The sequence below is a fragment of the Acidovorax sp. M2(2025) genome (assembly GCF_049330835.1).
Taxonomy (GTDB): Bacteria; Pseudomonadota; Gammaproteobacteria; order Burkholderiales; family Burkholderiaceae_C; genus Acidovorax.
Map to the genome: position 1 here is coordinate 4012227 of NZ_CP186262.1, position 22352 is coordinate 4034578.

Annotated in this window: 23 protein-coding genes and 1 pseudogene; 5 read left to right on the forward strand and 19 right to left on the reverse strand. The window is 67.3% G+C overall.

The features are described 5' to 3' along the window. Window positions 1–109 precede the first annotated feature (109 nt). Entirely contained in the window at window positions 110–823 is a 714-nt protein-coding gene (locus tag ACOYR3_RS18465; protein WP_422843772.1) for a Crp/Fnr family transcriptional regulator, read from the forward strand. A gap of 14 nt (window positions 824–837) precedes the next feature. On the opposite strand, the gene ACOYR3_RS18470 is transcribed toward ACOYR3_RS18465, so the two are convergent. From ACOYR3_RS18470 to ACOYR3_RS18495, 6 genes are all read right to left on the reverse strand, one after another. Further along, window positions 838–2637 carry a putative bifunctional diguanylate cyclase/phosphodiesterase gene (locus tag ACOYR3_RS18470; protein WP_422843773.1) on the reverse strand — a complete coding sequence of 600 codons (1800 nt, stop codon included), beginning with the start codon at window positions 2635–2637 and terminating at the stop codon, window positions 838–840. Between the two features lie 390 nt (window positions 2638–3027). Then, window positions 3028–3639, reverse strand: coding sequence for an SCO family protein (locus ACOYR3_RS18475; protein WP_422843774.1), 612 nt, complete (start codon window positions 3637–3639; stop codon window positions 3028–3030). 5 nt (window positions 3640–3644) lie between these two features. Continuing rightward, the gene (cyoE, locus tag ACOYR3_RS18480; RefSeq protein WP_422843775.1) at window positions 3645–4547 is read right to left on the reverse strand and encodes a heme o synthase; all 903 of its coding nucleotides are present in this window, start codon (window positions 4545–4547) and stop codon (window positions 3645–3647) included. Next, window positions 4544–5728, reverse strand: a complete 1185-nt coding sequence (locus tag ACOYR3_RS18485; protein ID WP_422843776.1) for a COX15/CtaA family protein — start codon at window positions 5726–5728, stop codon at window positions 4544–4546. Before ACOYR3_RS18485 ends, cyoE begins: the two co-directional genes overlap by 4 nt. A gap of 3 nt (window positions 5729–5731) precedes the next feature. Next, on the reverse strand, window positions 5732–6475 hold the full coding sequence (locus tag ACOYR3_RS18490; protein ID WP_422843777.1) for a hypothetical protein: 744 nt from the start codon (window positions 6473–6475) through the stop codon (window positions 5732–5734). Continuing rightward, window positions 6417–7229 (reverse strand): SURF1 family protein, encoded by an 813-nt coding sequence (locus tag ACOYR3_RS18495; RefSeq protein WP_422843778.1) that lies wholly within the window; start codon window positions 7227–7229, stop codon window positions 6417–6419. The genes ACOYR3_RS18490 and ACOYR3_RS18495 overlap by 59 nt, the downstream gene beginning before the upstream one ends. Window positions 7230–7244: 15 nt before the next feature. Between ACOYR3_RS18495 and ACOYR3_RS18500 the strand changes: the two genes are divergently transcribed. Continuing rightward, complete coding sequence (locus ACOYR3_RS18500; protein ID WP_422843779.1) at window positions 7245–7469, forward strand: twin transmembrane helix small protein; 225 nt, start codon at window positions 7245–7247, stop codon at window positions 7467–7469. An 80-nt stretch (window positions 7470–7549) separates the two neighbouring features. Here the strand turns inward: ACOYR3_RS18500 and ACOYR3_RS18505 are convergent, their stop codons facing one another. From ACOYR3_RS18505 to ACOYR3_RS18540, 8 genes are all read right to left on the reverse strand, one after another. Then, complete coding sequence (locus tag ACOYR3_RS18505) at window positions 7550–8431, reverse strand: cytochrome c oxidase subunit 3 (protein ID WP_422843780.1); 882 nt, start codon at window positions 8429–8431, stop codon at window positions 7550–7552. Between the two features lie 64 nt (window positions 8432–8495). Beyond that, entirely contained in the window at window positions 8496–8720 is a 225-nt protein-coding gene (locus ACOYR3_RS18510; RefSeq protein ID WP_422843781.1) for a DUF2970 domain-containing protein, read from the reverse strand. After that, the gene (locus ACOYR3_RS18515; protein ID WP_422843782.1) at window positions 8717–9355 is read right to left on the reverse strand and encodes a cytochrome c oxidase assembly protein; all 639 of its coding nucleotides are present in this window, start codon (window positions 9353–9355) and stop codon (window positions 8717–8719) included. The genes ACOYR3_RS18510 and ACOYR3_RS18515 overlap by 4 nt, the downstream gene beginning before the upstream one ends. Before the next feature lie 13 nt (window positions 9356–9368). Beyond that, window positions 9369–9479 (reverse strand): cytochrome oxidase small assembly protein, encoded by a 111-nt coding sequence (locus tag ACOYR3_RS18520; protein ID WP_422846618.1) that lies wholly within the window; start codon window positions 9477–9479, stop codon window positions 9369–9371. A gap of 17 nt (window positions 9480–9496) precedes the next feature. Then, window positions 9497–11131 carry a cytochrome c oxidase subunit I gene (gene ctaD, locus ACOYR3_RS18525; RefSeq protein WP_422843783.1) on the reverse strand — a complete coding sequence of 545 codons (1635 nt, stop codon included), beginning with the start codon at window positions 11129–11131 and terminating at the stop codon, window positions 9497–9499. A gap of 29 nt (window positions 11132–11160) precedes the next feature. Then, window positions 11161–12330, reverse strand: a complete 1170-nt coding sequence (coxB, locus tag ACOYR3_RS18530) for a cytochrome c oxidase subunit II (RefSeq protein WP_422843784.1) — start codon at window positions 12328–12330, stop codon at window positions 11161–11163. 55 nt (window positions 12331–12385) lie between these two features. After that, the gene (locus tag ACOYR3_RS18535) at window positions 12386–12862 is read right to left on the reverse strand and encodes a DUF2244 domain-containing protein (protein WP_422843785.1); all 477 of its coding nucleotides are present in this window, start codon (window positions 12860–12862) and stop codon (window positions 12386–12388) included. Between the two features lie 151 nt (window positions 12863–13013). Further along, window positions 13014–13931, reverse strand: a complete 918-nt coding sequence (locus tag ACOYR3_RS18540; RefSeq protein WP_422843786.1) for a biotin synthase — start codon at window positions 13929–13931, stop codon at window positions 13014–13016. A 35-nt stretch (window positions 13932–13966) separates the two neighbouring features. Between ACOYR3_RS18540 and ACOYR3_RS18545 the strand changes: the two genes are divergently transcribed. Together ACOYR3_RS18545 and ACOYR3_RS18550 are read left to right on the forward strand one after the other, a co-directional pair. Further along, window positions 13967–14695 carry a phosphoribosyltransferase family protein gene (locus ACOYR3_RS18545; protein ID WP_422843787.1) on the forward strand — a complete coding sequence of 243 codons (729 nt, stop codon included), beginning with the start codon at window positions 13967–13969 and terminating at the stop codon, window positions 14693–14695. A 62-nt stretch (window positions 14696–14757) separates the two neighbouring features. Continuing rightward, window positions 14758–15285 carry a tRNA (cytidine(34)-2'-O)-methyltransferase gene (locus tag ACOYR3_RS18550; protein WP_422843788.1) on the forward strand — a complete coding sequence of 176 codons (528 nt, stop codon included), beginning with the start codon at window positions 14758–14760 and terminating at the stop codon, window positions 15283–15285. 84 nt (window positions 15286–15369) lie between these two features. Here the strand turns inward: ACOYR3_RS18550 and ACOYR3_RS18555 are convergent, their stop codons facing one another. From ACOYR3_RS18555 to ACOYR3_RS18575, 5 genes and pseudogenes are all read right to left on the reverse strand, one after another. Next, window positions 15370–16314 (reverse strand): LysR family transcriptional regulator, encoded by a 945-nt coding sequence (locus ACOYR3_RS18555; protein WP_422843789.1) that lies wholly within the window; start codon window positions 16312–16314, stop codon window positions 15370–15372. 257 nt (window positions 16315–16571) lie between these two features. Continuing rightward, window positions 16572–17036 carry a MaoC family dehydratase gene (locus ACOYR3_RS18560; RefSeq protein ID WP_422843790.1) on the reverse strand — a complete coding sequence of 155 codons (465 nt, stop codon included), beginning with the start codon at window positions 17034–17036 and terminating at the stop codon, window positions 16572–16574. A gap of 105 nt (window positions 17037–17141) precedes the next feature. Next, on the reverse strand, window positions 17142–17759 hold the full coding sequence (locus ACOYR3_RS18565; protein ID WP_422843791.1) for an AAA family ATPase: 618 nt from the start codon (window positions 17757–17759) through the stop codon (window positions 17142–17144). 115 nt (window positions 17760–17874) lie between these two features. Further along, window positions 17875–18513, reverse strand: coding sequence for a LysE family transporter (locus ACOYR3_RS18570; RefSeq protein ID WP_422843792.1), 639 nt, complete (start codon window positions 18511–18513; stop codon window positions 17875–17877). Between the two features lie 50 nt (window positions 18514–18563). Then, a pseudogene (locus tag ACOYR3_RS18575) lies at window positions 18564–19878 on the reverse strand (IS4 family transposase). A gap of 399 nt (window positions 19879–20277) precedes the next feature. Between ACOYR3_RS18575 and kefC the strand changes: the two are divergent. Then, a complete protein-coding gene (kefC, locus tag ACOYR3_RS18580; protein WP_422843793.1) occupies window positions 20278–22191 on the forward strand; it encodes a glutathione-regulated potassium-efflux system protein KefC in 1914 nt (637 codons plus the stop codon). Window positions 22192–22352 lie beyond the last annotated feature (161 nt).

The following is a 22352-nucleotide window of genomic DNA, read 5'->3' on the forward strand; positions in this document are numbered from 1 at the left end:
CAACCACGGTAAGGTGCATGCAGCCGCCGGACTGCGCTGCCCGCGCAGAACCCGGCCAGCACCGTTGTCCGCCCGTTCGCCTTGCCGTCCGTCTGCACGCCACCGCCCCATGTCACCCATCCCCACGGCTTTTGACGGAGGTTGCGCCCATTGCGCTGGACAGCAGCTGTGCATGCTGGGTCGGCTGGACGAGGCCCAGCGGCAGCAGTGGGCGGCGCTGGTGACCGAACGCTCCGTGCGCAAGGGCGAACTGCTGCTGCAGCAAGGGCACACCGCCTCGCGCGTGTTCAAGATCGTCAAGACCGGCACGGTGGTGCTGCTGCGCAGCGGCGAAGACGGCGTGGAACGGCCGGTGGGACTGTCCGGACCGGGCCAGCCCCTGGGTACCACCGCGCTGCTGGACCACCCGGCCCCCTTGTCATGCCGTACGCTCACGGCCGGGCGCATCTGCGAGGTGCCGATTGCCTGCGCGACGCGGCACGGCCTGCTGGCGGACCCGGGCTTCCTGCGCGGGCTGGCGCAGTGCTACGCCCAGACCAACGCGCGAATCGCGGACTGGGCCCGCATCGTCCGCATCAAAGGCGTGCAGGGGCAGCTGGCGGCCACGTTGCTGGAACTGGCCCAGCTGCAGCGCAGCACCCTGGTGCGCCTGCCCAGCCAGCAGCTGCTGGCCGACCTGCTCTCCACCTCGCGCGAGACGATTGCGCGCACCCTGGGCCAGCTCAACGCCCGCGGGGGAGTGGTACGCCGCGATCGCTGGCATTGCGAAGTCCAGCGCGACGCGCTGATGGGGTGGGTGGCCGCCTCCGCGCCGCCGCCTTAAAAGCCCGTTCGAGGTTACTCCAGCCGAAGCGGCGCCTCGTCTGAAGGGGTCTCCCGCTGCGCCCGCAGAAGCTGGGCGATGTGGGCTGCCGGCACGGCGCGGGAAAACAGCCAGCCCTGGTACGCATCGCAGCCGTACTGGGCCAGCATGCCCAGTTGCTCGGCGGTCTCGACGCCCTCGGCCACCACGTGCAGCTCCAGCGTTTGCGCCAGCACGATGATGGCGCGCACGAACGTCGCATCTTCCGGGCTCTGCAGCAGCGGATGGACAAATTCCCGGTCAATCTTGATGCGGGACACCGGCAGCTGCTTCAGGTAGGCCAGCGACGAGTGGCCGGTGCCGAAGTCATCCAGCGCGATGCACACTCCGAGCGCCTGCAGGCGGCACAGCACGGCACGCGCCTGCTCGGGGTCGGCCATGGCCTGGGTTTCCGTCACTTCGACCTCCAGCAGTCCCGGGGGCGCGTTGTGCCGTGCCAGGCTGCGCTCGACCTGCTCCACCAGGTCCGCCTGGCGCAGCTGCTGCACCGACAGGTTGATCGCGATCCGCAAGGGCGTTCCGGCATCGACCCACGCGGCGATCTGCTGGCACGCCGCATCCAGCACCCAAGCCCCGAGCGCCAGGATGAGCCCCGTGGCCTCGGCCACCGGGATGAAGCGATCGGGCGGCACCTCGCCCAGCTGGGGGTCGTGCCACCGCAGCAAGGCCTCCACGGCCTGGATTTCGCCCGTGGCCACGTCCACCTGGGGTTGGTAGTGCAGCTTCAGCCCGTCATAGGCCAAGGCCAGCTTCAGGCGCTCGTGCAATTGCAGCTTCTCGGCCATCCGCAGGCCCAGGCGCGGCTCGTAAAAAGCGTACTGGGCGCGCCCCGCCTCCTTGGCGTGGTACATCGCCATGTCGGCATAGCGCAAAAGCGTTGCCGCGTCCTGCGCGTCACCAGGACACATGGCAATGCCCAGGCTGGCCCCGGAATCGAGCTCGAAGCCGTGCATCTGGTACGGCTGGCACAGGGCCTGGAGCAGCCGGCCGGCAGCCGCCTCCACCTCCTGCGCATGCGCAACCTGGGGCAGCAGCACCGTGAACTCATCGCCCCCGAGCCGGGCCAGCGTGTCGCCCGGCCGCAGGGCACCCTTGAGCCTGCGTGCCACCTCCAGCAGCACGCGATCGCCCGCGGCGTGCCCGTAGCCATCGTTGACTGCCTTGAAGTCGTCCAGGTCCAGCAGGAGCAGCGCAAAGGGCTGGCCGGTGCGTGTGGATTCCGCAATGGCATGCTCCAGCTGCTGGCCAAACTGCCACCGGTTGACCAGCCCGGTCAGGGTGTCGTGGGTGGCCTGGAAGTGCATTTGCGCCTCAAGCCGGCGCACCGCCGAGATGTCGCGCACAAAAGCCACCGCGGTGCCGCCCTGCGCTTCGGTGTAGCCCAGCGCGATGTCCACCGGCGTGAGCCGCCCGTCCTTGCGCGCGATCCACAGGTTGCGCCCCATCCCCATGGGACGGCGCGAGGGCGCGTTGAAGTAGCTCTGGAAATGGTGCACATGGGCCTCGCGCAGGGGCGAGGGCAACAGCAGGCCCAGCGGACTGCCGCACAGCTCGTCCGCCGAATAGCCCGAGATCTCTTCCATGGCGGTGTTGGCCATGACGATGCAGCCTTGGCGGTCCACCAGCAGGATCCCGTCGGGGGCCGCACCCATCGCCGCCAGCACCAGGGCCGCATCGCCTGTGGTGGAGAACGGCCAGGCTTGCGGGGCGGTGGTGTCCGCGGCGCCAGCATCAAGCGCCGCGCGAGCCGCCGTGTCGGCCGCGGCGGCCTTCATGCAGCAGCCTTTCGGAACGGGAACCGCTGGACGGCCCCCTGGCAGCCCCCGGCCGGACTGCGGGGTTCGCAAACAACGGGGTTCGACTTTCTCGCCAGCCATCCTTGGGGACGGGGCGCATCGATCAACAAACGCATCGGTGCCAGATTCCTACAGGAGAGAGTGAACGCAGATGAAACCGGTGGGCCGTCCCGGAGCCGGTGCCCGGCGTGCCCGGGACAGCTTCTGCCACTCTAGAGAATCGGGCTTGCGTTGGCACCCTGGCGGCCCCGGGTTCGCCACGCAACTTGATGCGAATGTGACATGCATCACTTTGCTGCAGCCGCAGTGCAGCAAATCCACGACACTTGCAGCGCCCCGGGCCGCCAGCGCGCCGGCGGCCTGGGCGGGTCAGCCCGCCTCGGCCAGCAGCGCCTTGACGTCCGAAGCCAGCGCCTGGGCGCCGCTGCCGTAGCGGTTGTACACCCGCAGGCGCCCGGCCGTGTCATACACGTAGCTGCCCGCGGAATGGTCCATGGTGTAGCTGGTGGGCGTCTTGCCGTCGACCTTCTTGTAGTAGATCTTGAAGTCCTTGGCCACGGCCGCCAGTTGCTCGGGCGTGCCGTGCAGGGCCAGGAAGGTGGGGTCGAAATTGGCCATGTAGGCCTTGAGCATCTCCGGCGTGTCCCGCTCCGGGTCCACCGTCACGAAGATGCCCTGCAGCCGGTCCCCGTCCTGGCCCAGCAGCTTTTTCACCTCGACAAGCTCCTGCAGCGAAGTGGGGCAGACATCCGGGCACTGCGTGTATCCAAAGAACACCACCACCACCTTGCCCGCAAAATCCTTGATGTGGCGCGGCTGGCCGTTGTGGTCCGTCAGCGGCAGGTCGCGGGCATAGTCTGCGCCGGTGATGTCCACCCCGCGGAACTCGGCCTTCTTTTCAGAGCAAGCCGCCAAAACACCTGCAGCGCTTATGGAATAAGCGGTAGCAGCTATCAATTTGAGAGCATTTCGTTTCTGCATGGCGATTACATCACGTAGTGGTCCACCAGCAGGGCCGCAAACAGCGCGCTCAGGTGGATGAGGGAAAAACGGAAAGTCTTGCGCGCCAGGGCGTCCGAGTAGTTGCGCCACAGCGCAAAGCCGTAGGCGCAAAAACCCACGCTGAGCACCACCGCGGCCACCAGGTAGAGCCAGGAGCTCATGCCGTAGACAAAGGGCATCAGGCACCCTGCAAACAGGATCAGGGTGTAGAGGAACACCTGCAGCCGGGTGAATTCGTTGCCATGGGTCACCGGCAGCATGGGCAGGCCGGACTTGCGGTAGTCCTCCACGCGGTACAGGGCCAGTGCCCAGAAGTGCGGGGGCGTCCACAGGAAGATGATCAAAAACAGGATCAGGGCCTCGGGCCCCACGTCATTGGTCATCGCGGCCCAGCCCAGCACCGGCGGCATGGCCCCCGAAGCGCCGCCGATCACGATGTTCTGCGGCGTGAGCGGCTTGAGGATCACGGTGTAGACGACAGCGTAGCCCACGAAGGTGGCGAAGGTGAGCCACATGGTCAGCGGGTTCACCCAGAAATACAGCAGCGCCGACCCCAGCCCGCACAGCACCGCAGAGAACAGCAGCGTCTGCGCATTGGACAGCTGGCCCTTGGCCGTCGGGCGCCACGCGGTGCGCTTCATCTTGGCGTCAATACCCTGCTCCACGATGCAGTTGAACGCCGCCGCGGCGCCCGCCACCAGCCACACCCCGGCGCACGCCAGTGCCATCAGCCCCCACTGCGCGGCCGAGGGCATGCCCGGCACGGCCAGCACCATGCCGATGAGGGCGCAGAACACGATGAGCTGGACCACGCGCGGCTTGGTCAGCGCGTAAAACTGGGACAGGCGTGACGGCGCAGACGCGACGCCAGGGTTTGCAGCACTCATGCGGACACTCTCGGCGCGCCCGAGGGCGCAGAAAACTCTTGGCGCGCGCTCGCCGCGCGGCTGGACACCCAGGCCCAGGTCAACACCATCACCAGCGCGGCAGCGCCGCCCGTGTGCAGCACGGCGGCCACCAGCGGCCAGTCCAGCACGACGTTGGAGAACCCGGTGAGCAACTGCAGCAGCCCCAGCCCGGCCAGCCAGCGGGCCGGGCCCTGCAGCGCGCCGGCCTGGCGCAGGCGCCACCACAAGGCGGCCAATGCAGCGAGCACCGCGTAGGCCATCAGCCGGTGGGCATAGTGGATCGCCGTGAGCCCGGCAAAACTGATGTGGCTGCCGTCCTGCAGCAACCCCAAGGGGCGCCACAGCTCAAAGCCCTGGCGGAAATCCATGGCAGGCCACCAGCTGCCCTGGCAGGCCGGGAAGGTGGTGCAGGCCAGCACCGCATAGTTGGTGCTGACCCAGCCGCCCAATGCCACCTGCAGCCCCACCAGCACGGCGGTTGCCGCCAGGCCCCACCGCAGCCCGGACGCCAGGTGCTCGGGCGCGCGGCCCTGGGCGGCATGGGTGTGGCGTACGGCTTGCACACACAACAGCACCAGCAGCACCAGGCCGCCCAGCAGGTGCAGCGTGACGATGGCCGGGAACAGCTTCATCGTCACCGTCAGCGCGCCAAACGCGCCCTGGAGGCAGACCCAGACCAAGGTCACGGTGGGCCACCAGGGGCTGAGCGGCGGCAACGCCTCGCCACCCGGGCTGCGCAACGCGCGGCGCTGCTGCACCCACGTCGCCACCGTGAGCACGATGATCAGCACCCCGACGCTGGTGGCCAGGTACCGGTGGATCATCTCGACCCACGCCTTGCCGTGGGTGACCGGGCCGGTGGGCATGGCGTGCTGGGCGGCGGCAATCTCGGTGCGCGCGCCGACCGGACTGGCATTGCCATAGCAACCCGGCCAGTCCGGGCAGCCCAGGCCCGAATCCGTCAGCCGCGTGAAGGCGCCGAACAGGACCAGGTCAAACGTGAGAAACAGCGTCAGCACCGTCAAGGCCTGCAGCCGGCGCATGGACGAGCCGCCGCGGTTGCGCCAGCCCACCCAGGCCAGGGGGCCCAGGGCGATCAGCACGCCCAGCAGCATGAGGCGCGCGGCGGGAGCCAGGTCGTAAAGCAACGGTGCGTCCATGGCTCAGGGCTTCGGTGGGCGCCCGGGCTCATCCCAGGACGCCGAGGCGCGCAAGAGGCGTTCCAGATCGCGCTTGGCCTTGGCCGCACCGGCCGTATCCATCGCCGCGGGAAAGCGCATCATCCAGTTGCCCATCGGGTCCACCACGTACAGGTGCTCCGCAAGCTGGTGGCCCTGCGCCGGCGCCAGCCAGCGGGCCAGCGCGGCACCGTCCACCCGCAGCACGGTCGCCTTCTGCAGCGCCGGCGCCAGCCCTGCGGGCAGGGGGGCGTCGTCCGTCACCAGCCACACCCAGTCCACCCGCTCCTTTTCTTTGCCCAGGCTTTCCCGCAGCTGGCGCTGCAGGTACAAGTGCTTTTGGCACGCTGCGTCGCAGGCGCCGCCTGCAGCGCTGACAAGCAGCCACTGCCCCTTCATCTGGGCGAGCGGAACCGCAGCGCCATCCGGGGCAACGGCCACCAGATCGGGCACGGTGCGCTGCGGCTCGATGAGCTCGCCGTAGTTGTGCCGCCCCTGCGGCCGGATCACGTAGTACGTGAAATACGAGGCGATCACCGGCGCCGCACAGATGAGCAGCACGGCCAGCATCTTCCAGCGGCCGTACCGCGTGCGCTGCACCAGATCCACGGCGCCGGCGGCCTCGGGCAGCGTGTGCACCGTGAGGCCCAGGGGATGGTCCCCGGCCACCTCAGGCGGCAGGCTGGCGGCGCGGGCGAATGAACCATCGGACGATTTGGAACCAGACATAAAGAAGAGCCATCAGGCCGCAGAGACCGAACCATTGAAATGCGTAACCGTAGTGTTTTTCGACGCCCGTGCCGACCACGGGCCAATCGCGCAGCAGGCCGTCGCTGGCCGCCCCGGTTTGCAGCACGGTGAAGGGGGCCAGCGCCAGGCCGGTTTCGGTGCGAAACGCCGCCAGGTCGAGATTCTGCCGGATGCGTGAAAAACCCTGGCCGTCCTGCCGGTCCTGGAATTCGTACAGGCGCGAGGGCGCCGCAGCCACACGGCCCTCGATGCGCACCCGCTGCGCGGGGGTCGGCACGGCCGGCAGCTGCTGACGGTCCTGGAAGTTGCGGGCCACCCAGCCCCGCTGCACCAGCACCACGCCGGGCTCCGCCGCGCCTTCCTTCCCGCGCTCCTGCCCGGCTTCAGGCCGCGCCAGCCGCAAAGGCGTCAGCACAAAAAAGCCCGGATGGCCTTGCATCTGCCGGTTGTCCAGGTACACGGTGTGCTCGGGCACCCAGTACCCCTCCAGCACCACGGCGCGGTGCAGCACGGCAGCCAGATCGGCGCCGGCGGAGGGGCGCGCGGCCAGCAGGCTCGCTGCGTCCACGGCAGGCAGGCGGGCACGCTCGTCCAGCAGATGCTGCAGCGCTTCTTTCTCCGCAGCGCGCGACAACTGCCAGCGCCCCAGCGACGCAGTCACCCCCATACCCACAACCGCAGCGAGGGTGATCAGCCAGAAGCGCAGGCCCGCAGGACGGCGATCGAGGGTCACGGGATAATGAACTCCATGAAATACCTAGTAGTGCTGGCGTTTGCCGCCATTGTGGCCAGCCTGGCGTCGGCCCTGTTCTTCATGATGCGCAACGGGCGCAATGACAAGTCCACGGGCAACCGCATGGCCAAGGCGCTGGCGGTGCGTGTAGGGCTCTCCATCGCGTTGTTTCTGTGCATTTTGATCGCCTGGCAGCTGGGCTATATCCAGCCCACCGGCCTGCCGGCCACCGCCCGCTGAGCGGCTGCCCCGCGCAGGCCCAACAAAAAAGCGCCTTGCGGCGCTTTTTTGTTGCCCCAGGCAGCGTGGCCTGGTCCGGGTTACATCCAGTACACCAGGACGTACAGGCCCAGCCACACCACGTCCACGAAGTGCCAATACCAGGCAGCACCCTCGAAACCGAAGTGCTTGTCTGCCGTGAAGTGGCCCTTTTGCAGGCGCAGGGTGATGACCAGCAGCATGAGCATGCCCAGGAACACGTGGAAGCCGTGGAAGCCGGTGAGCATGAAGAAGGTGGAGCCAAACACTCCCGAGCTGAGCTTGAGGTTCAGGTCGGTGTAGAGGTGGAAATACTCGTACCCCTGCACCAGCAGGAAGACAAAGCCCAGCAGCACGGTCGCCCACATGAAAGCGATGGTCTTGCCGCGCTGGTTCTCGCGCAAGGCGTGGTGGGCGATGGTCAGCGTCACCCCCGAGGTCAGCAGCAGGGCCGTGTTGATGGTCGGCAGCCAGAAGGGGCCCACGGTCTGGAACGGCTCGACAATGCCCGCGGGGGACGCCGTTGCGCCCGCCGCCATGCTGGGCCACACGGCCTTGAAGTTGGGCCAGAGCAGCGCGTTGTCCAGGCTTCCCAGCGCCGGCACGGAATGCGAGCGTGCCCACCACAGCGCGGTGAAGAAGGCCCCGAAGAACATCACTTCGGAAAAGATGAACCAGCTCATGCTCCAGCGGTAAGACAGGTCGATCTTGTGGCCGTACAGGCCGCCTTCGCTCTCGCGCACGGCATCGCCAAACCATTGGTACAGGGTGAACAGCCACCACACCAGCCCCAGCGCCAGCGAGTACTTGCCCCATTCGTGGCCATTGATCCATTGGCCCGCGCCCAGGATGACGAAGAACAGGCCTGCGGCCGCCATCACCGGATGGCGGGACTCCGCAGGCACATAGTAGTAAGGGGTTGCGCCGTGGGTTGATGCACTCATTTCAGCTCCTGACTCTCAAAATCTCTGTTGACGGGCGGGGATCGGCAAGGGCTCCAGCCGCCCGCTATACGACCCAGTTCACTAACGCGATCAGACCAAGCACCAGCAGAAACACCGCCGCCAGGCCCACCGCGATGATGTGGATCGGGTTCAGCTTCTCGACATCCTGCTGGTATTCACTTCCCTTGCGCAAGCCGATGAGCGACCACGCCACGGCCCGCACCGTCCGGGGCAGCGACCCCTGGCGCTTCGCGGCGTTCGGGGCGGATGGGTCGTGCCGCTGGGTCATGAGCCCACTCCTGCGCCATTGGCCGCCGCGTGCACGGGCTGCTGCAAGGCGGCGCTGCGGCCTTCCGGCGCGGGCGGCGTCTTGCCCCCCACCTCAAAAAAGGTATACGACAAGGTGATCGTCGTCACGTCCTTGGAAATGCGCGGGTCGATCACGAACGCCACGGGCCAGGCCTTCTTCTCGCCTGGCTCCAGCGTGTACTGGTTGAAGCAAAAGCATTCCAGCTTGTTGAAGTGCGCCGCCGCCTGGCGCGGTGCATAGCTCGGAATGGCCTGGGCCGCCATGCGGCGGTTCTGCACATTCTGGAACTCGTACATCACGGTCGTGAGTTCGCCGGGATGCACCTTCACCGACCGCTGCGCCGGCTTGAAGTCCCACGGTCCGCGGGCATTGGCATCAAACTCCACCGTGATGGTGCGGCTGGTGTCCACCTGGGTATTGGCCGGCACCTTCACATCCTTGCCCGCCGCGCCGGCCCCCGGCACCTGTCGCTCGGAAAGCGACAGGATGTTGATCCCCGTCATCTCGCAAATATGCTTGTAGATGGGGATCAGCACATAGCCAAAGGCAAACATTCCGGCCGCAACCACGACCAGCTTGCCGACCATCTTGGTGTTTTCGCGCTGCAGGTTCATGGCAAGGCGCCGTTCAACGGGACAGCCACACGACCTTGACCATGAACCCCACGAAGAACACCGCAGCGACGGACGCCAGGATCAGCGCCATGCGCAGGTTGCTCTTCTTTTGCTCGGGGGTCATCGGCATCGCAGGTTTCCTCAGCCAATCACGCGCGTGGCCGTGGCGTCCAGCTTGGGCGGATTTTCAAACGTGTGGAAGGGTGCGGGAGAAGGCACTTCCCACTCCAGGCCTTCGGCACCATCCCACGGCTTGGCGGGCGCTTGCGCACCGCTGCCGCGCATGGCGGGCAGCACCACGGCCAGGAAGAAATACACCTGCATCAGGCCGAAGCCGAGCGCGCCCACCGAGGCGATGGCGTTGAAGTCCGCAAACTGCATGGGATAGTCCGCATAGCGGCGGGGCATGCCGGCCAGGCCCAGGAAGTGCATCGGGAAGAACGTGATGTTGAACGTGATCAGCGAACCCCAGAAGTGAATCTGCCCGCGCGTCTCGGAATACATGCGGCCCGTCCACTTGGGCAGCCAATAGTAGACGCCCGCGAACATGGAGAACAGCGAGCCGGCCACGAGCACATAGTGGAAGTGCGCCACCACGTAGTAGGTGTCCTGCAGCTGGATGTCGATGGGAGCCATGGCCAGGATCAGGCCCGTGAAACCGCCCATGGTGAACACGAAGATGAAGCCCACGGCAAACAGCATGGGGGTTTCGAACGTCATGGAGCCGCGCCACATCGTGGCCACCCAGTTGAAGATCTTCACGGCCGTGGGGACGGAGATCAGCATGGTGGCGTACATGAAGAACAGCTGGCCCGTGACCGGCATGCCCGTCGTGAACATGTGGTGGGCCCACACGATGAAGGACAGGATGGCGATGGACGAGGTCGCGTACACCATGGACGCGTAGCCAAAGAGCTTTTTGCGGGCAAACGCGGGGACGATCTGGCTGATGATGCCGAAGGCCGGCAAGATCATGATGTACACCTCGGGGTGGCCGAAGAACCAGAAGATGTGCTGGTACATGACCGGGTCACCGCCACCGGCGGGGTTGAAGAAGCTGGTGCCGAAGTGGCGGTCCGTCAGTGTCATGGTGATCGCGCCGGCCAGCACGGGCATCACTGCGATCAGCAGGTAGGCGGTGATGAGCCAGGTCCAGCAGAACATGGGCATCTTCATCAGCGTCATGCCGGGTGCGCGCATGTTCAGGATGGTCACGATGATGTTGATCGAGCCCATGATGGAGCTGGCGCCCAGGATGTGCATGGCAAAGATGCCGGCATCCATGGACGGGCCCATCTGCAAGGTCAGCGGCGCATACAGCGTCCAGCCCGCGGCGGGTGCGCCGCCAGGCATGAAGAACGAGCTGACCAGCATCAGCGCGGCAGGGATCATCAGCCAGAAGCTGAAGTTGTTCATGCGCGCGAAGGCCATGTCGGAGGCCCCGATCTGCAGCGGGATCATCCAGTTCGCAAAGCCCACGAAGGCCGGCATGATGGCGCCGAACACCATGATCAGGCCGTGCATGGTGGTGAGCTGGTTGAACAGCTCGGGGTTCACCAGCTGCAGGCCGGGCTGGAACAGCTCGGCACGGATCAGCAGCGCCAGCACGCCGCCCACCATGAGCATGGTGAACGAGAACAGCAGGTACAGCGTGCCGATGTCCTTGTGGTTGGTGGCGAACACCCACCGGCGCCAGCCCGTGGGACCGTGGTGATGGTCATGGCCGTCGTGTGCGTGACCGCCCGCGTGCCCGTGGTTGTCGAGAACTGCGCTCATGTTGGATTCCTCAATGCAATGGGCGGTGATTACTTGCCACGCTGGGCCACGATTTCAGCCGGCTGCACCAGCTGGCCCGTCTTGTTGGACCACGCGTTCTTCGTGTAGCTCACGACGGCCGCGATATCGGTGTCGCTCAGCTGGGCCCACGAGGGCATCGCACCGTTCAAGGCGCCCTTGAGCACCACCTGGATCTGCTTGGCATGGTCGGCATCCAGCACGATGGCCGAACCGTCCAGCGGCTTGATGGGCCCGGCTCCCTTGCCGTTGGGCTGGTGGCAGGCTGCGCAGTTGGCGGCATAGACCTTTTCGCCCCGCTTGAGGATGTCGTCCAGCGCCCAGACCTTGGCGGGATCGTCCAGCTTGGCGGCGGCCTTCTTCTTCTGCTCGGCCACCCAGGCGCTGTAGTCCTCGGCGGTGAGCACCTTCACGTGGATGGGCATGTACGCATGTTCTTTGCCGCACAGCTCGGCGCACTGGCCATAGTAGTCGCCCACCTTCTCGGCACGGAACCAGGTATCGCGCACGAACCCGGGGATGGCGTCCTGCTTGATGCCGAAGGCCGGCACCATGAATGCATGGATCACGTCGTTCGCGGTGGTGATGATGCGGACCTTCTTGCCCACGGGAACGACCATGGGGTTGTCGACCTTCAGCAGGTAGTCCGGCGGCGCATCCTGGACCTTGCCGCTATCGGACATCACGCGGTGGCTGCTGTCCAGCGTGGAGATGAAACCGATGCCCTCGCCCTCGCCGGCAATGTAGTCGTAGCCCCACTTCCACTGGTATCCGGTGGTCTTGATGGTGAGATCGGCGTTGGTGGTGTCCTTCTGCGCCACCAGCACCTTGGTGGCGGGCAGGGCCATCAGGATCACGATGATGAAGGGAATCACCGTCCATACGACTTCGACGGTGACCGACTCATGGAAATTGGCCGCCTGGGCGCCCCGCGAGCGGCGGTGCTTCCAGATCGAATAGAACATCACGGAGAACACCGCCACGAAGATCACCGTGCAGATGATCAGCATCATCCAATGCAGAAAGTGCTGCTCTTCCGCAATCCTGGTGACGGGAGGCGCCAGGTTCAGCTGGTTGACGGCGGGGCCCCCAGGTAGATCCTGAACGGCATGGGCTGCGCTGCCCACCCATGCACCGGCCATCAGCAGCAGAGAAGCCAGCTTGTTGGAAATGCTCTTCATAGTTCTCACTTACTTCTAAGCCTCAATTACCAATCCCTTGCGCGGCCTGCAGGGGTCAGGCTGCGCGCAGGGCCATGCGGATCTCCGATGCCAAGGCCGGGCGCAGTTCCGGGCGCATGTAGCGCCCCACCTCGACCGAACGGCCCTGGGCCGACAGCAGGATCAGCGATCGATCGCCCGTCTTGGGTTCGACGCGAACCCAGTGGCGATCAAACTCTGCGCGCTCCAGCTTGCCGGCTGTCTCCCGCTCCACCACAAGGCGCGAACCCTGCAGCGAAATCCTCTCGCCATCCGCCGCATGGCGACCGTAAACGGCGAACGCAACACCGAGCGCCACGACTTCCAGCCACGCAAAAGGCAGGACCAGCCGCGCGCCCAGCATCCAGAAGCCCGCAGCAATGCCCAGTGACAGAAGGCACAGGCCAAGGTACATCCAGCCCAACTGCGCCGGACTCACCGAGCAGTTGCGGACAAGGCGCCAGTCAATGCGCTGGCCCGACACCGTGGCAAAACGAAAAACCAAGCCCATCACCGGAAGTGCTCACAAGACTGCCCAGCTGGCGCTCCGCCCGCCGCAGGCGGGGCGGGCACTGCCGGCAAAGTTGCGCGGGAAGATGCCCGAATCTCTTTTTTTAAAGAATTGTAGCCTGCCTTGTTCTATGTCATTGACAAGGCAAATAGGCTCAGGCTTTGCCGCCGCTGCCGCGCAACAGTGTGCGCATGTCCTGCAAAGAGACGGAACTGCTGGCGCCCATTCGTACGCGGGGAACGGGCTTGACAGCGTGGCCATAGATGATTTCGAAAGTCAGTGCCAACTGACCTCCCGACTCGGTAGCGAGCCGCTCTGTCAGCGCGGCATACAGCTTGTCGCGCCAGCGCCTTCCGCGCAATGAGGGAAAGCGATCAGGGTGCAGGTTGCAACCCAGCTCGCGCAGCTCCTGCACCAGGCGCTCGGCGCTGGCAAAAGTGAGGGTGATCCGCTCCATGTCCATCACCGGCTCGGCAAAGCCGGTATGCACCAGCATGTCGCCCCAGTCGTGCATGTCGGTAAAGGCGTGGCCCGCCGGCGGCCAGCCCAGCGCTGCGTAGACCGCGTGCAGCTCGCGCAGCGTGTCCGGCCCCAGGCAGGAGAACATCAGGTACCCATCCACCGCCAGGGCGCGGTGCCATTGCGCGATCAAGGCCTGCGGATCGGCGGCCGTGTGCAGCGCCATGTTGGCCCACAGCATCTGGACGCCGCCGTCTTCCGGCAACCCCCATTGCGGGCGCGCCGGACTCCAGCGCCCCGGCGACCACCACGGCTTGGCCAGGGCCTGCCGGGCCACCTGCGCGCAGTGGGTCGCGGTTTCATGGACATGGCATCGCGCCTGGGGATAGCGGGCGCTCACCAGCGCATGGGCCTGCAGCCCGCCCCGCACCGCATCCCAATGGCACCACGACGCGGGCGCCTGCCGAATCCACTGCAGGCGCTCTTCCATGCGGCGGGCCACCTCCTCGTGCAGCCACGGCGACATGGCCGGCGCCGCAGCGTGCCAGCGGGTGGCTGCCACGGAATCGATGGTGGGTGGGCGCTCGGCAGGGGAAGTGGGGGACAGTGGCATGGGCAGGCGGCAAGGACGCGCGAGTATATTGACTCATGCTTTTTTCCGGGCTGCCAGGGTTTTCGCGCCGGCTCCACGCCTGGGTGGATGCCATTCCCAGCCAGTGCGCCTGCTGCCACGCCTGGCCGTCGCGGCGCGTGTGCAACGCCTGCGTCGCGCGGTTTGCCCAGCCCGCGCCGCGCTGCCAGCGCTGCGCGCTGCGGGTTCCCGCCGGGGTGGCGGTATGCGGAGCCTGCCTGAAGGTGAAGGAGCCGCCGAGCTTTGACCGCTGCCTTGCCGCGGTGGACTACGCATACCCCTGGGCCGACGCGGTGGCGGACTTCAAGTTCCGTGGCGACGCGGGGTGGGCGGCCACCCTGGCCTTGCTGATGCGCAGCACGCCGTGGATGGAACCGGCCCTGGAGGCCGCCGACCGCGTGCTGCCCGTGCCGCTGTCCACCGACCGCCTGCGCGAGCGCGGCTTCAACCAGGCGGCACTGCTGGCCCGGCACCTGGCGCGGGCCAAGACGGACGCGCGCACCCTGCTGCGCCTGCACGCCACCGAGGCACAAAGCAGCCTGCCGCGCGCCCAGCGCCTGCGCAACCTGCGCGGCGCCTTTGCCGTGGAACCGCACCGGGCTGCCGCGCTGCGCGGGCAGCGGGTGGTGCTGATCGACGACGTGATGACCACGGGTGCCACGCTGCATGCGGCCACGCTCGCTCTGCGCGAGGCCGGCGTGGCGCACGTGACGGCGGTGGTGCTGGCCCGCACCAGCCCGGACTGACGGGATACTTTTGATTACGAGCGGTTGCGCGCCGCGCGACACGAACGTTCACAATGGCCCCCATGTTCCATATCGTTCTCGTCGAGCCGGAGATCCCGCCCAACACCGGGAACGTGATCCGCCTGGCGGCCAATACCGGATGCACCTTGCACCTGATCGAGCCCCTGGGGTTCTCGCTGGAAGACCGGCAGCTGCGCCGCGCAGGGCTGGACTACCACGAGTACGCCCAGGTGCAGGTGCATGCGGGGTGGACGGCCTTCCTGCGCGACGCCCAGCCCGATGCGGCACGCATGTTCGCGATGACCACACACGGCTCGCAGCCCGTGCACTCCACCTGCTTTTTGCCGGGCGACTGGCTGGTGTTCGGCGCGGAAACGCGCGGCCTGCCCCCGGAGCTGCGCGAAACCTTTCCGCCCGCACAACGCCTGCGCCTGCCCATGGTGGCAGGCCAGCGCAGCCTGAACCTCTCCAACGCCGTAGCGGTGACCGTGTTCGAGGCCTGGCGCCAGAACAGCTTTGCGATGCCGGGGGGCGAGGTGCCCGTGGAGCCCGAGGGCACCATCATCAGCGGCTTTGCGCAGCTGGGCTGAGGGTTGAAGGAGGCCGGGCGCAGCGGCCCGGCCCGGAAACAGCCGGCGCCCGGCCGCCCGCGCCTTGCGGCCCCACTACCGCAGTCAGGCCCGTTGCTGCCCGCGCGGCCCGGCCATGTCCTCGGCCACCTGCTGGCTGAGAAAGTCCAGGAACGCACGGGTCCGTGCCGGCAGCATGCGGCCCGAGGGCAATGCCGCATACACGGTGTAGCGCGAGAAGATCCACTCCGGCAGGATATGCACCAGCTCGCCGCGGGCGAGGTGCTCCTCGGCCAGGAAGCGCGAGGTGACGGCCACCCCTGCGCCGTCCACTGCGGCGCGCAACAGCAATTCCGTGCTCACCGACTGCAGCACGGGGGGCATGTCGACCTCCTGCGCCTCCCCGTCGCCGCGCAATGGCTGCAGGCGCAGCTTGCGCCCCGGCCCGCTCTGCGACCGGGCGGCCATGCCGGAGTCGCGCAAATGGTCGTGGTGGACGAGGTCCTGGGGTTCGCGGGGGATGCCGCGGCGCTCCAGATACTGGGGCGAGGCCACCACGATCGCTTCGCCATGCAGCAACGGGCGGGCCACGATGTTGGCGTCAAAGTCCTCGCCGGCCACCATGAGCGTCACATCGAACTCGTCCACGCGGGCGGCAGCAAACGCATCAATGCTGATGTCCAGCATCAGCTTGGGAAAGCCCGCATGCCAGAGCGCCACCATGGGCGCCAGGAAATTGGTGGCCAGCACCGGCGACGTGACGATGCGGATGGTGCCCTTGAGATCGCGGGTGCTGGCGGCCGCAGCGGCCTCGGCGTCGTCAATCTCGTGCAGGATGGCCCGCACGCGCTGCAGGTAGGCCTCTCCCGCATCGGTCAGGGCGAGCTTGCGGGTGGTGCGCTGCAGCAGGCGGGTGCCCAGGTGCTGCTCCAGCTCGGCCACCATGCGCGTGACCACGGGCGGCGACATGTCCATGGCGCGGGCGGCAGCGGCAAAGCCGCCCTCCTCCACCACGCGCTCGAAGACTTTCATGGCTTGCAGTCGGTCCATGGCTCAGGCCTCCTGCCCAAAAACACGTTCTAAAGAGAATGCAGTCCGCGGAACACGCGCGATCCAGGCCAGCGACCGCCGCGCAAGGGCCGCGCCGCCGCGCTGGCGGTGTCCCCCTTCCCGAAGGGTGCAGCCCTTCGAAAGAAGGGGCTGAGCGCCGCGGCTCCATGCCTGCCTGCGCAGGCAGGGACGTGCCCGAAGAGCCGCCGCTTCTGGCTGCGGCACCGAGCGGCGCAGCCGCTCAGGGGGTTGTCCTTCTACGCCGGGGCGCCGAAGTTGCGCGCCAGCGATTCGGCCACGCACACGGGCTTGTCGCTGCCCTCGCGCTCCACCGTCACCAGCCAGGTCATCTGCATGCCGTCGGGCGCGATGGGCTCGGCCGCCTGCAGGGTGAGGCGCGCGCGCAAGCGGCTGCCCACCGGCACGGGCGCGGTGAAACGCACCCGGTTGAGGCCATAGTTCACGCCCATGCGCGCACCTTCGATCAGCAGGCCCTTCTCGAAAAACTGCGGGATCAGCGACAGCGTGAGAAACCCGTGCGCGATGGGTGCGCCAAAGGGCCCGGCCTTGGCGCGCTCCGGGTCCACATGGATCCACTGGTGGTCGCCCGTGGCATCGGCAAACAGGTTGACCTGTTCCTGCGTGATGGTGATCCAGTCGGTCACGGCGACCTCCTGGCCCACGCAGGCGCTGACTTCGGAATAGGAGCGGAAAATTTTCATCGCCCCAATGTAGCGCTGCCGCGGAGCGCGCCTTGTCTGGCGCGAGACACCCGGGCGCGGCGCCGCCCGATGCCTCTGCAGACGCGGCGCGCAGCGCCTCGGCGGTCATGCATCCAGCCACGTGCAGATTCCTTGCCACTGTTCCAGATCGCGCGCAACACGGCCCGGCGCCACGTCAAACAGCGTGAGGCCGTGGGCGGCCAGGTGGATGTAGTTCTGCGTGTCGCGCAGGTACCCCAGCACGGGGAAGCCCAGGGTGTCCACAAAGTGGTGCAACTGCTCTGCGGCCTTGGTGCGCGCGTCCACCCGCATGCCGACGATGCCCACCGGCACCCCGGCCCCGTGGCGGTGTTCCGCCACCTTGTCCAGAAAACTGCGCGTGGCAAAGATGTCGAACACGCTGGGCTGCAAGGGGACGATGATCTTGTCGGCCAGCTTGAGCACGTCGTTCAGGCGCCAGCCATGCAGGCCCGCCGGCGTGTCGAGCACGGCATGGGTGGTGCCGCGCGGCGGGCGGGCGACGAGGTCTGCGCTCGCGTCCCAGCTCCCGATCGGGCGAGCCGCCGCCGGGCGCAATCCCAGCCACAGGCGGGCCGACTGCTGCGGGTCGGTGTCACCCAGGAGCACGGCATGCCCCCGGCTGGCGTAGTACCCCGCCACGTTGGTCGACAGCGTGGACTTGCCCACGCCGCCCTTCGGGTTGGCGACAACGATCACTGGCATGGCGACTTCCTCCTCACCGTTTTGACGAAATAACAGCCAAATCGTGCTCTAGCGCTTTATGGATAAGCGCCAGCAGCTATCAAAACAAGAGCAAACCATCACCCCTGCTGGCCCATCACGCGTGCTGCCCGCCCCGCTTCACGAAGAACAGCCCGGCGCCCACCGCCATCAGCAGCCCGCCGAACACGCGGTTCTGGGTGCGCATGGCGCGGGCGCTGCGCATGAGACTGCGCAACGCGCTGGCGCCGAAAGCGTAGCCATGCATGACCACCACGTCCACCGCCACCGTGGTGGCGGCCATCACCAGCAGCTGGCTCCACAGGGGGCGCGTGTCGGTCATGAACTGGGGCAGCACGGCGACCATGAAGATGATGCCCTTGGGATTGGTGGCGTTGGTGAGAAAGCCCGTCAGGCAGCGCTTTTGCCAGGGCCCGGCCGGGGCGGCCTCGTCGCCCTGCAGGGGCGAGGCGTCGCCCGCCCGCCACTGGCTGAAGCCGACATAGATCAGGTAGCAGGCCCCCAGCACCTTGACCACGCTGAACGCCACCTCGGACGCGAGCAGCAGCGACCCCACGCCCGCCCCGGCGATCACCAGGATCAGCAACAGGCCCAGCTGCAGCCCGGCAATGGTGGCGGTGGTCTTGCGCACCCCGTACGAGAGCCCATGGCTCATGGAGAGCACGGCCCCGGACCCGGGGGAGACGGCAATAAGGCACGAGGCCGCAAAAAACGCAAGCCAGGTCTGCAAATCCATGAGAGCACGCACAAAAGCAAAAGGGGGCTTGCATCTTAGAGCCATCCGTTTCAAGGTCTTTTCCCGGCAGCCTTCTTAAGCAAGCGAGCGGTAGAGAAGTGGGCGCGAGCGATGGCGCCGCCGACGTAGCCTTTGGCTTGAGCGACCTTGGGCTTGCGTTTGGAGGTGGCCAGTTGTTTGGGGCTCATGAGGCTGGCCAGGCGCAGCAGGCGTTCGAGCAGTCGCCCGACATCGCCGCCGGGGCGAGGCAGTTGCTCGGGTGGCAGCATTCGCAGCATCGTCCCGTAATCGGCCGCGATGTCCACCGCCAGATGGTAGGTGGATACGTCCAGTTCCGGATGGCTTTGGCGATGCGCATGTTCGATGAGTTGTTTGAGCACCGCCAGCACGTTGTACGCCAGCACCGCCACCGCAAATCCCAGCAGCGCCGCACGCGGGTGGCCCAGCGTCTTGATTTCGCTGTTCAGCACGGATTCCAGGCGGCCGAACAGACCTTCAATGCGCCAGCGCTTGCGGTACAGCTGCGCGATGGTGGCTGCGTCGACCTCGGGCGGCAGGTTGCTCCACAGCACGAGGGCCTGGTCGCCGGACTCGGTGGGCGTGTGCAGCGTGAGTTCGATGCGTCGCCACTGCCGCAGGGCTCCTTCGTGGGGTTCGGCCAGCTCGATAGCCTGCTCGCGCACCCCGCCCGTCTCGATGGCGGTGGCCTCGCTCCACGGCCCGCAGCCGCGGATGGCGCGCGTGCTCGCGCACGATGCAACCCGCACCGCGCTCGGCCAGCCCTTGCACGATGGCCCGGGTGCAGAAGTGCCGGTCGCCGATCCACACCTGCTGAGCCTGCGCCTGCTCAATCAGCGCCGCCGCGCCCGTGCGCTCGCTCTCGTGGGCGTCCTCGCAGGCCACGATGTCGCACACCAGCGCGCTGTCCGGGTCGTACACCACCAGCGTGTGGCCTGGCAGCGCCGCGCCCCGTAGTCCGCGCAAGGGGCCCAGCCGCTTCTCGCTGGCCGGCAGATGATTGCCGTCGAACACCCGCAACTGCCAGCCCGGCAGGCTTTGCCGCTCGGGCATGCCGCTCACCAACGGCGCCAGACGCCGGGCGCTGCCTTGCACCAGCGCCCGCAGCACGGCAGGCTCGGTGCGCTGGACCTTGGCATACAGTGCGGCCAGCGACACCGGCAGCTGCCGGGCCATCTTGCGCGCGGCCGCATGCAGCGAAGGCCGCAGTCCCAAGGTGACCAGCAGCATCAGCTCCACCACGCTGGAGAACAGCAGCTCCCGGGGGTACTGCCGTTGCCGGTGCGCCTGGAACACTTCGTCTATCCAGCTCGCTGGCAAGGCCTGTTCCAGTGCCAGGTGCGCCATCACCGCGCCCGGTGCCTGCTCCTCAAACCGCTCAATGATTTCCCACCAGATTCTTTGCTCCCAGGTCCCACGATCCCCGTGAAATCAGAAGCTTAGATGATCAAACTCCAAAGACCTTGAAAGGGATGGCTCTTAGGGCCTGTTGATGAGCGCGCAGGAAGCCCGAACACGCCGCCGGACACGAGCCCCGCCCCAACCGCCGGGGGCTGCCACCGCAGGGCAACGCCCCCACCACGGCGTAAAACGGCCAGCAAGCGCCGCCGCAAAAGCGCAGGAAGCTATCGATAAGATAGCACCCAGCCGCCCCGCACGAATCGCCTCCGGCAGGCAAAATCCACGCATCCCCCGCACCCGCACCTGCGGCCCCGTCACGCTCGCTCCCGCCCTCGCCTTTCGTCCATGGAACACGCTCCCACCTGGCTCACCTACGGTTTTCTGTACCTCGCGGCCGCCGTGCTGGCCGTGCCCATCGCCAAGGCGCTGGGCCTGGGGGCCATCATCGGGTACCTGGCGGCAGGCATCGCCATCGGCCCCTGGGGACTGGGCCTGGTCCGCAATGTGCAGGACATCCTGCACTTTGCGGAATTCGGCGTGGTGCTGATGCTCTTCCTGGTGGGCCTGGAACTGCAGCCCAGCCGCCTGTGGGCGCTGCGGCGGCCCATTTTCGGGATGGGCAGCGCGCAGGTGCTGGGCTGCGCCGCAGTGCTGTTCGGGCTGGGGGCGGTGGCGGGCCTGCCGTGGCGCACCAGCCTGGTGGGAGCGCTGGGCCTGGCCCTGTCGTCCACCGCGATTGCCTTGCAGTCGCTGAGCGAGCGCAACCTGCTGCGCACGCAGAGCGGGCAGGCGGGGTTCTCGATCCTGCTGTTCCAGGACGTGGCCGCCATTCCCATCCTGGCCCTGCTGCCGCTGCTGGCCGCCGCCGCGGGGGGCGCAGACAGCCCGCTGCACGCCCCGGGCGACCTGGCGCTGGAAGCCCTCAAGATCGTGGGCGTGGTCGGCGCCATCATCCTGGGCGGGCGGCTGCTGCTGCGGCCCGTGCTGCGCTGGATCGCCAAGAGCCGCACGCCGGAGATCTTCACCGCCGCAGCGCTCTTGCTGGTGGTGGGCCTGGCCTACCTGATGGTGCTGGCCGGCCTGTCCATGGCGCTGGGCGCCTTTCTGGGCGGCGTGCTGCTGGCCGAGAGCGAATACCGGCGCGAGCTGGAGGCCGACATCGAGCCCTTCAAGGGCCTGCTGCTCGGGCTGTTCTTCATTGCCGTGGGCATGAGCATCGACTTTGGCGTGATCCTGCGCTCGCCCGGCGTCATGGCCGCGGTGCTGGCCGCGTTCCTGGCGGCCAAGGCGCTGGTGATCTACCTGCTGGCCCGGCAGGTGGACATCCCCTACCAGGAGCGCCCCGTGTTCACCCTGCTGCTGGCGCAGGGCGGCGAATTCGCCTTCGTGGTGTTCCAGGCGGCCGCCGGCGCGCAGGTGTTCTCGGCGGAGACGGCATCGCTGCTGATCGGCGCGGTGGCGCTGTCCATGCTGCTCAGCCCGCTGCTGCTGGTGCTGCTGGACCGGGTACTGCTGCGCCGCTATGCACAGCTCAAATCCGCGCCCCAGGCCGAGGAAATCTCCGAGCCGCAAGAGGCGCCCATCATCATCGCGGGCTTCGGCCGCTACGGGCAGATCGTCTCGCGCGTGCTGCTGGCCCAGGGCTTCCCCACCACCGTGCTGGACCACAGCGTGGAGATGCTGGAGGTGGCGCGCACCTTCGGCTACCGCGTTTTCTACGGCGATGCGACCCGGCTGGACCTGCTGCGCATCGCCGGGGCCGAGCACGCGCGGATCCTGGTGATCGCCGTGGACGACGCGGAGCAGTCGCTCAAGCTCGCCAAGCTCGCGCGCGAGCATTTCCCCCACCTGCAGATCGTGGCCCGCGCGCGCGACGTGACGCACTGGAACAAGCTGCGCGACCTGGGCGTGACGCTGGTGCAGCGCGAGCTGTTCGAGTCCAGCCTGCAAAGCGCCCACACCGTGCTGGAGCTGATGGGCCTGCCCGCCGCGCAAGCCACCGCCATCACCCAGCGCTTTCGCACCCACAACATCGCGCTGGCCGACCGCATGTACCCGCACCACAAGGACCGCGCCAAGTTCATCGCCGTAGCGCGCGAAGGCCGCAACCAGTTCGCGGAGCAAATGGCGCGGGAGCGGCAGGAGAGCGCGGCACTGAAGGCTGCGGGGGCGGAATACCCGGGGTATGGCGGGGTGGAGGGTGCGGGCGAAGGCGAGAAAGCCGCCCAGCGCGGAGATTTGGTTAGAAACAAGCCGTAGCGCTTATCTGTAAAGCGCTGGCAGCTATCAATTTGATATCAAACCAGAAGTCCGGGGAGATGTTGATTTCTCGTGGCACCCAGAAGCGCGACCAACGTGGCGCGCGAGGCGAGGGCTCGCCATCACGCGCGGTGGCCGCTCATTCACCCCGCCACCACGTC

What these genes read in the sequence shown, in the direction of transcription:
- ACOYR3_RS18465 (WP_422843772.1), top strand. Translation starts at nt 110, where the DNA reads ATGTCACCCATCCCCACGGCTTTTGACGGAGGTTGCGCCCATTGCGCT.
- ACOYR3_RS18470 (WP_422843773.1), bottom strand. Translation starts at nt 2,637, where the DNA reads ATGAAGGCCGCCGCGGCCGACACGGCGGCTCGCGCGGCGCTTGATGCT.
- ACOYR3_RS18475 (WP_422843774.1), bottom strand. Translation starts at nt 3,639, where the DNA reads ATGCAGAAACGAAATGCTCTCAAATTGATAGCTGCTACCGCTTATTCC.
- cyoE (WP_422843775.1), bottom strand. Translation starts at nt 4,547, where the DNA reads ATGAGTGCTGCAAACCCTGGCGTCGCGTCTGCGCCGTCACGCCTGTCC.
- ACOYR3_RS18485 (WP_422843776.1), bottom strand. Translation starts at nt 5,728, where the DNA reads ATGGACGCACCGTTGCTTTACGACCTGGCTCCCGCCGCGCGCCTCATG.
- ACOYR3_RS18490 (WP_422843777.1), bottom strand. Translation starts at nt 6,475, where the DNA reads ATGTCTGGTTCCAAATCGTCCGATGGTTCATTCGCCCGCGCCGCCAGC.
- ACOYR3_RS18500 (WP_422843779.1), top strand. Translation starts at nt 7,245, where the DNA reads ATGAAATACCTAGTAGTGCTGGCGTTTGCCGCCATTGTGGCCAGCCTG.
- ACOYR3_RS18505 (WP_422843780.1), bottom strand. Translation starts at nt 8,431, where the DNA reads ATGAGTGCATCAACCCACGGCGCAACCCCTTACTACTATGTGCCTGCG.
- ACOYR3_RS18510 (WP_422843781.1), bottom strand. Translation starts at nt 8,720, where the DNA reads ATGACCCAGCGGCACGACCCATCCGCCCCGAACGCCGCGAAGCGCCAG.
- ACOYR3_RS18515 (WP_422843782.1), bottom strand. Translation starts at nt 9,355, where the DNA reads ATGAACCTGCAGCGCGAAAACACCAAGATGGTCGGCAAGCTGGTCGTG.
- ACOYR3_RS18520 (WP_422846618.1), bottom strand. Translation starts at nt 9,479, where the DNA reads ATGACCCCCGAGCAAAAGAAGAGCAACCTGCGCATGGCGCTGATCCTG.
- ctaD (WP_422843783.1), bottom strand. Translation starts at nt 11,131, where the DNA reads ATGAGCGCAGTTCTCGACAACCACGGGCACGCGGGCGGTCACGCACAC.
- coxB (WP_422843784.1), bottom strand. Translation starts at nt 12,330, where the DNA reads ATGAAGAGCATTTCCAACAAGCTGGCTTCTCTGCTGCTGATGGCCGGT.
- ACOYR3_RS18540 (WP_422843786.1), bottom strand. Translation starts at nt 13,931, where the DNA reads ATGCCACTGTCCCCCACTTCCCCTGCCGAGCGCCCACCCACCATCGAT.
- ACOYR3_RS18545 (WP_422843787.1), top strand. Translation starts at nt 13,967, where the DNA reads ATGCTTTTTTCCGGGCTGCCAGGGTTTTCGCGCCGGCTCCACGCCTGG.
- ACOYR3_RS18550 (WP_422843788.1), top strand. Translation starts at nt 14,758, where the DNA reads ATGTTCCATATCGTTCTCGTCGAGCCGGAGATCCCGCCCAACACCGGG.
- ACOYR3_RS18555 (WP_422843789.1), bottom strand. Translation starts at nt 16,314, where the DNA reads ATGGACCGACTGCAAGCCATGAAAGTCTTCGAGCGCGTGGTGGAGGAG.
- ACOYR3_RS18560 (WP_422843790.1), bottom strand. Translation starts at nt 17,036, where the DNA reads ATGAAAATTTTCCGCTCCTATTCCGAAGTCAGCGCCTGCGTGGGCCAG.
- ACOYR3_RS18565 (WP_422843791.1), bottom strand. Translation starts at nt 17,759, where the DNA reads ATGCCAGTGATCGTTGTCGCCAACCCGAAGGGCGGCGTGGGCAAGTCC.
- ACOYR3_RS18570 (WP_422843792.1), bottom strand. Translation starts at nt 18,513, where the DNA reads ATGGATTTGCAGACCTGGCTTGCGTTTTTTGCGGCCTCGTGCCTTATT.
- kefC (WP_422843793.1), top strand. Translation starts at nt 20,278, where the DNA reads ATGGAACACGCTCCCACCTGGCTCACCTACGGTTTTCTGTACCTCGCG.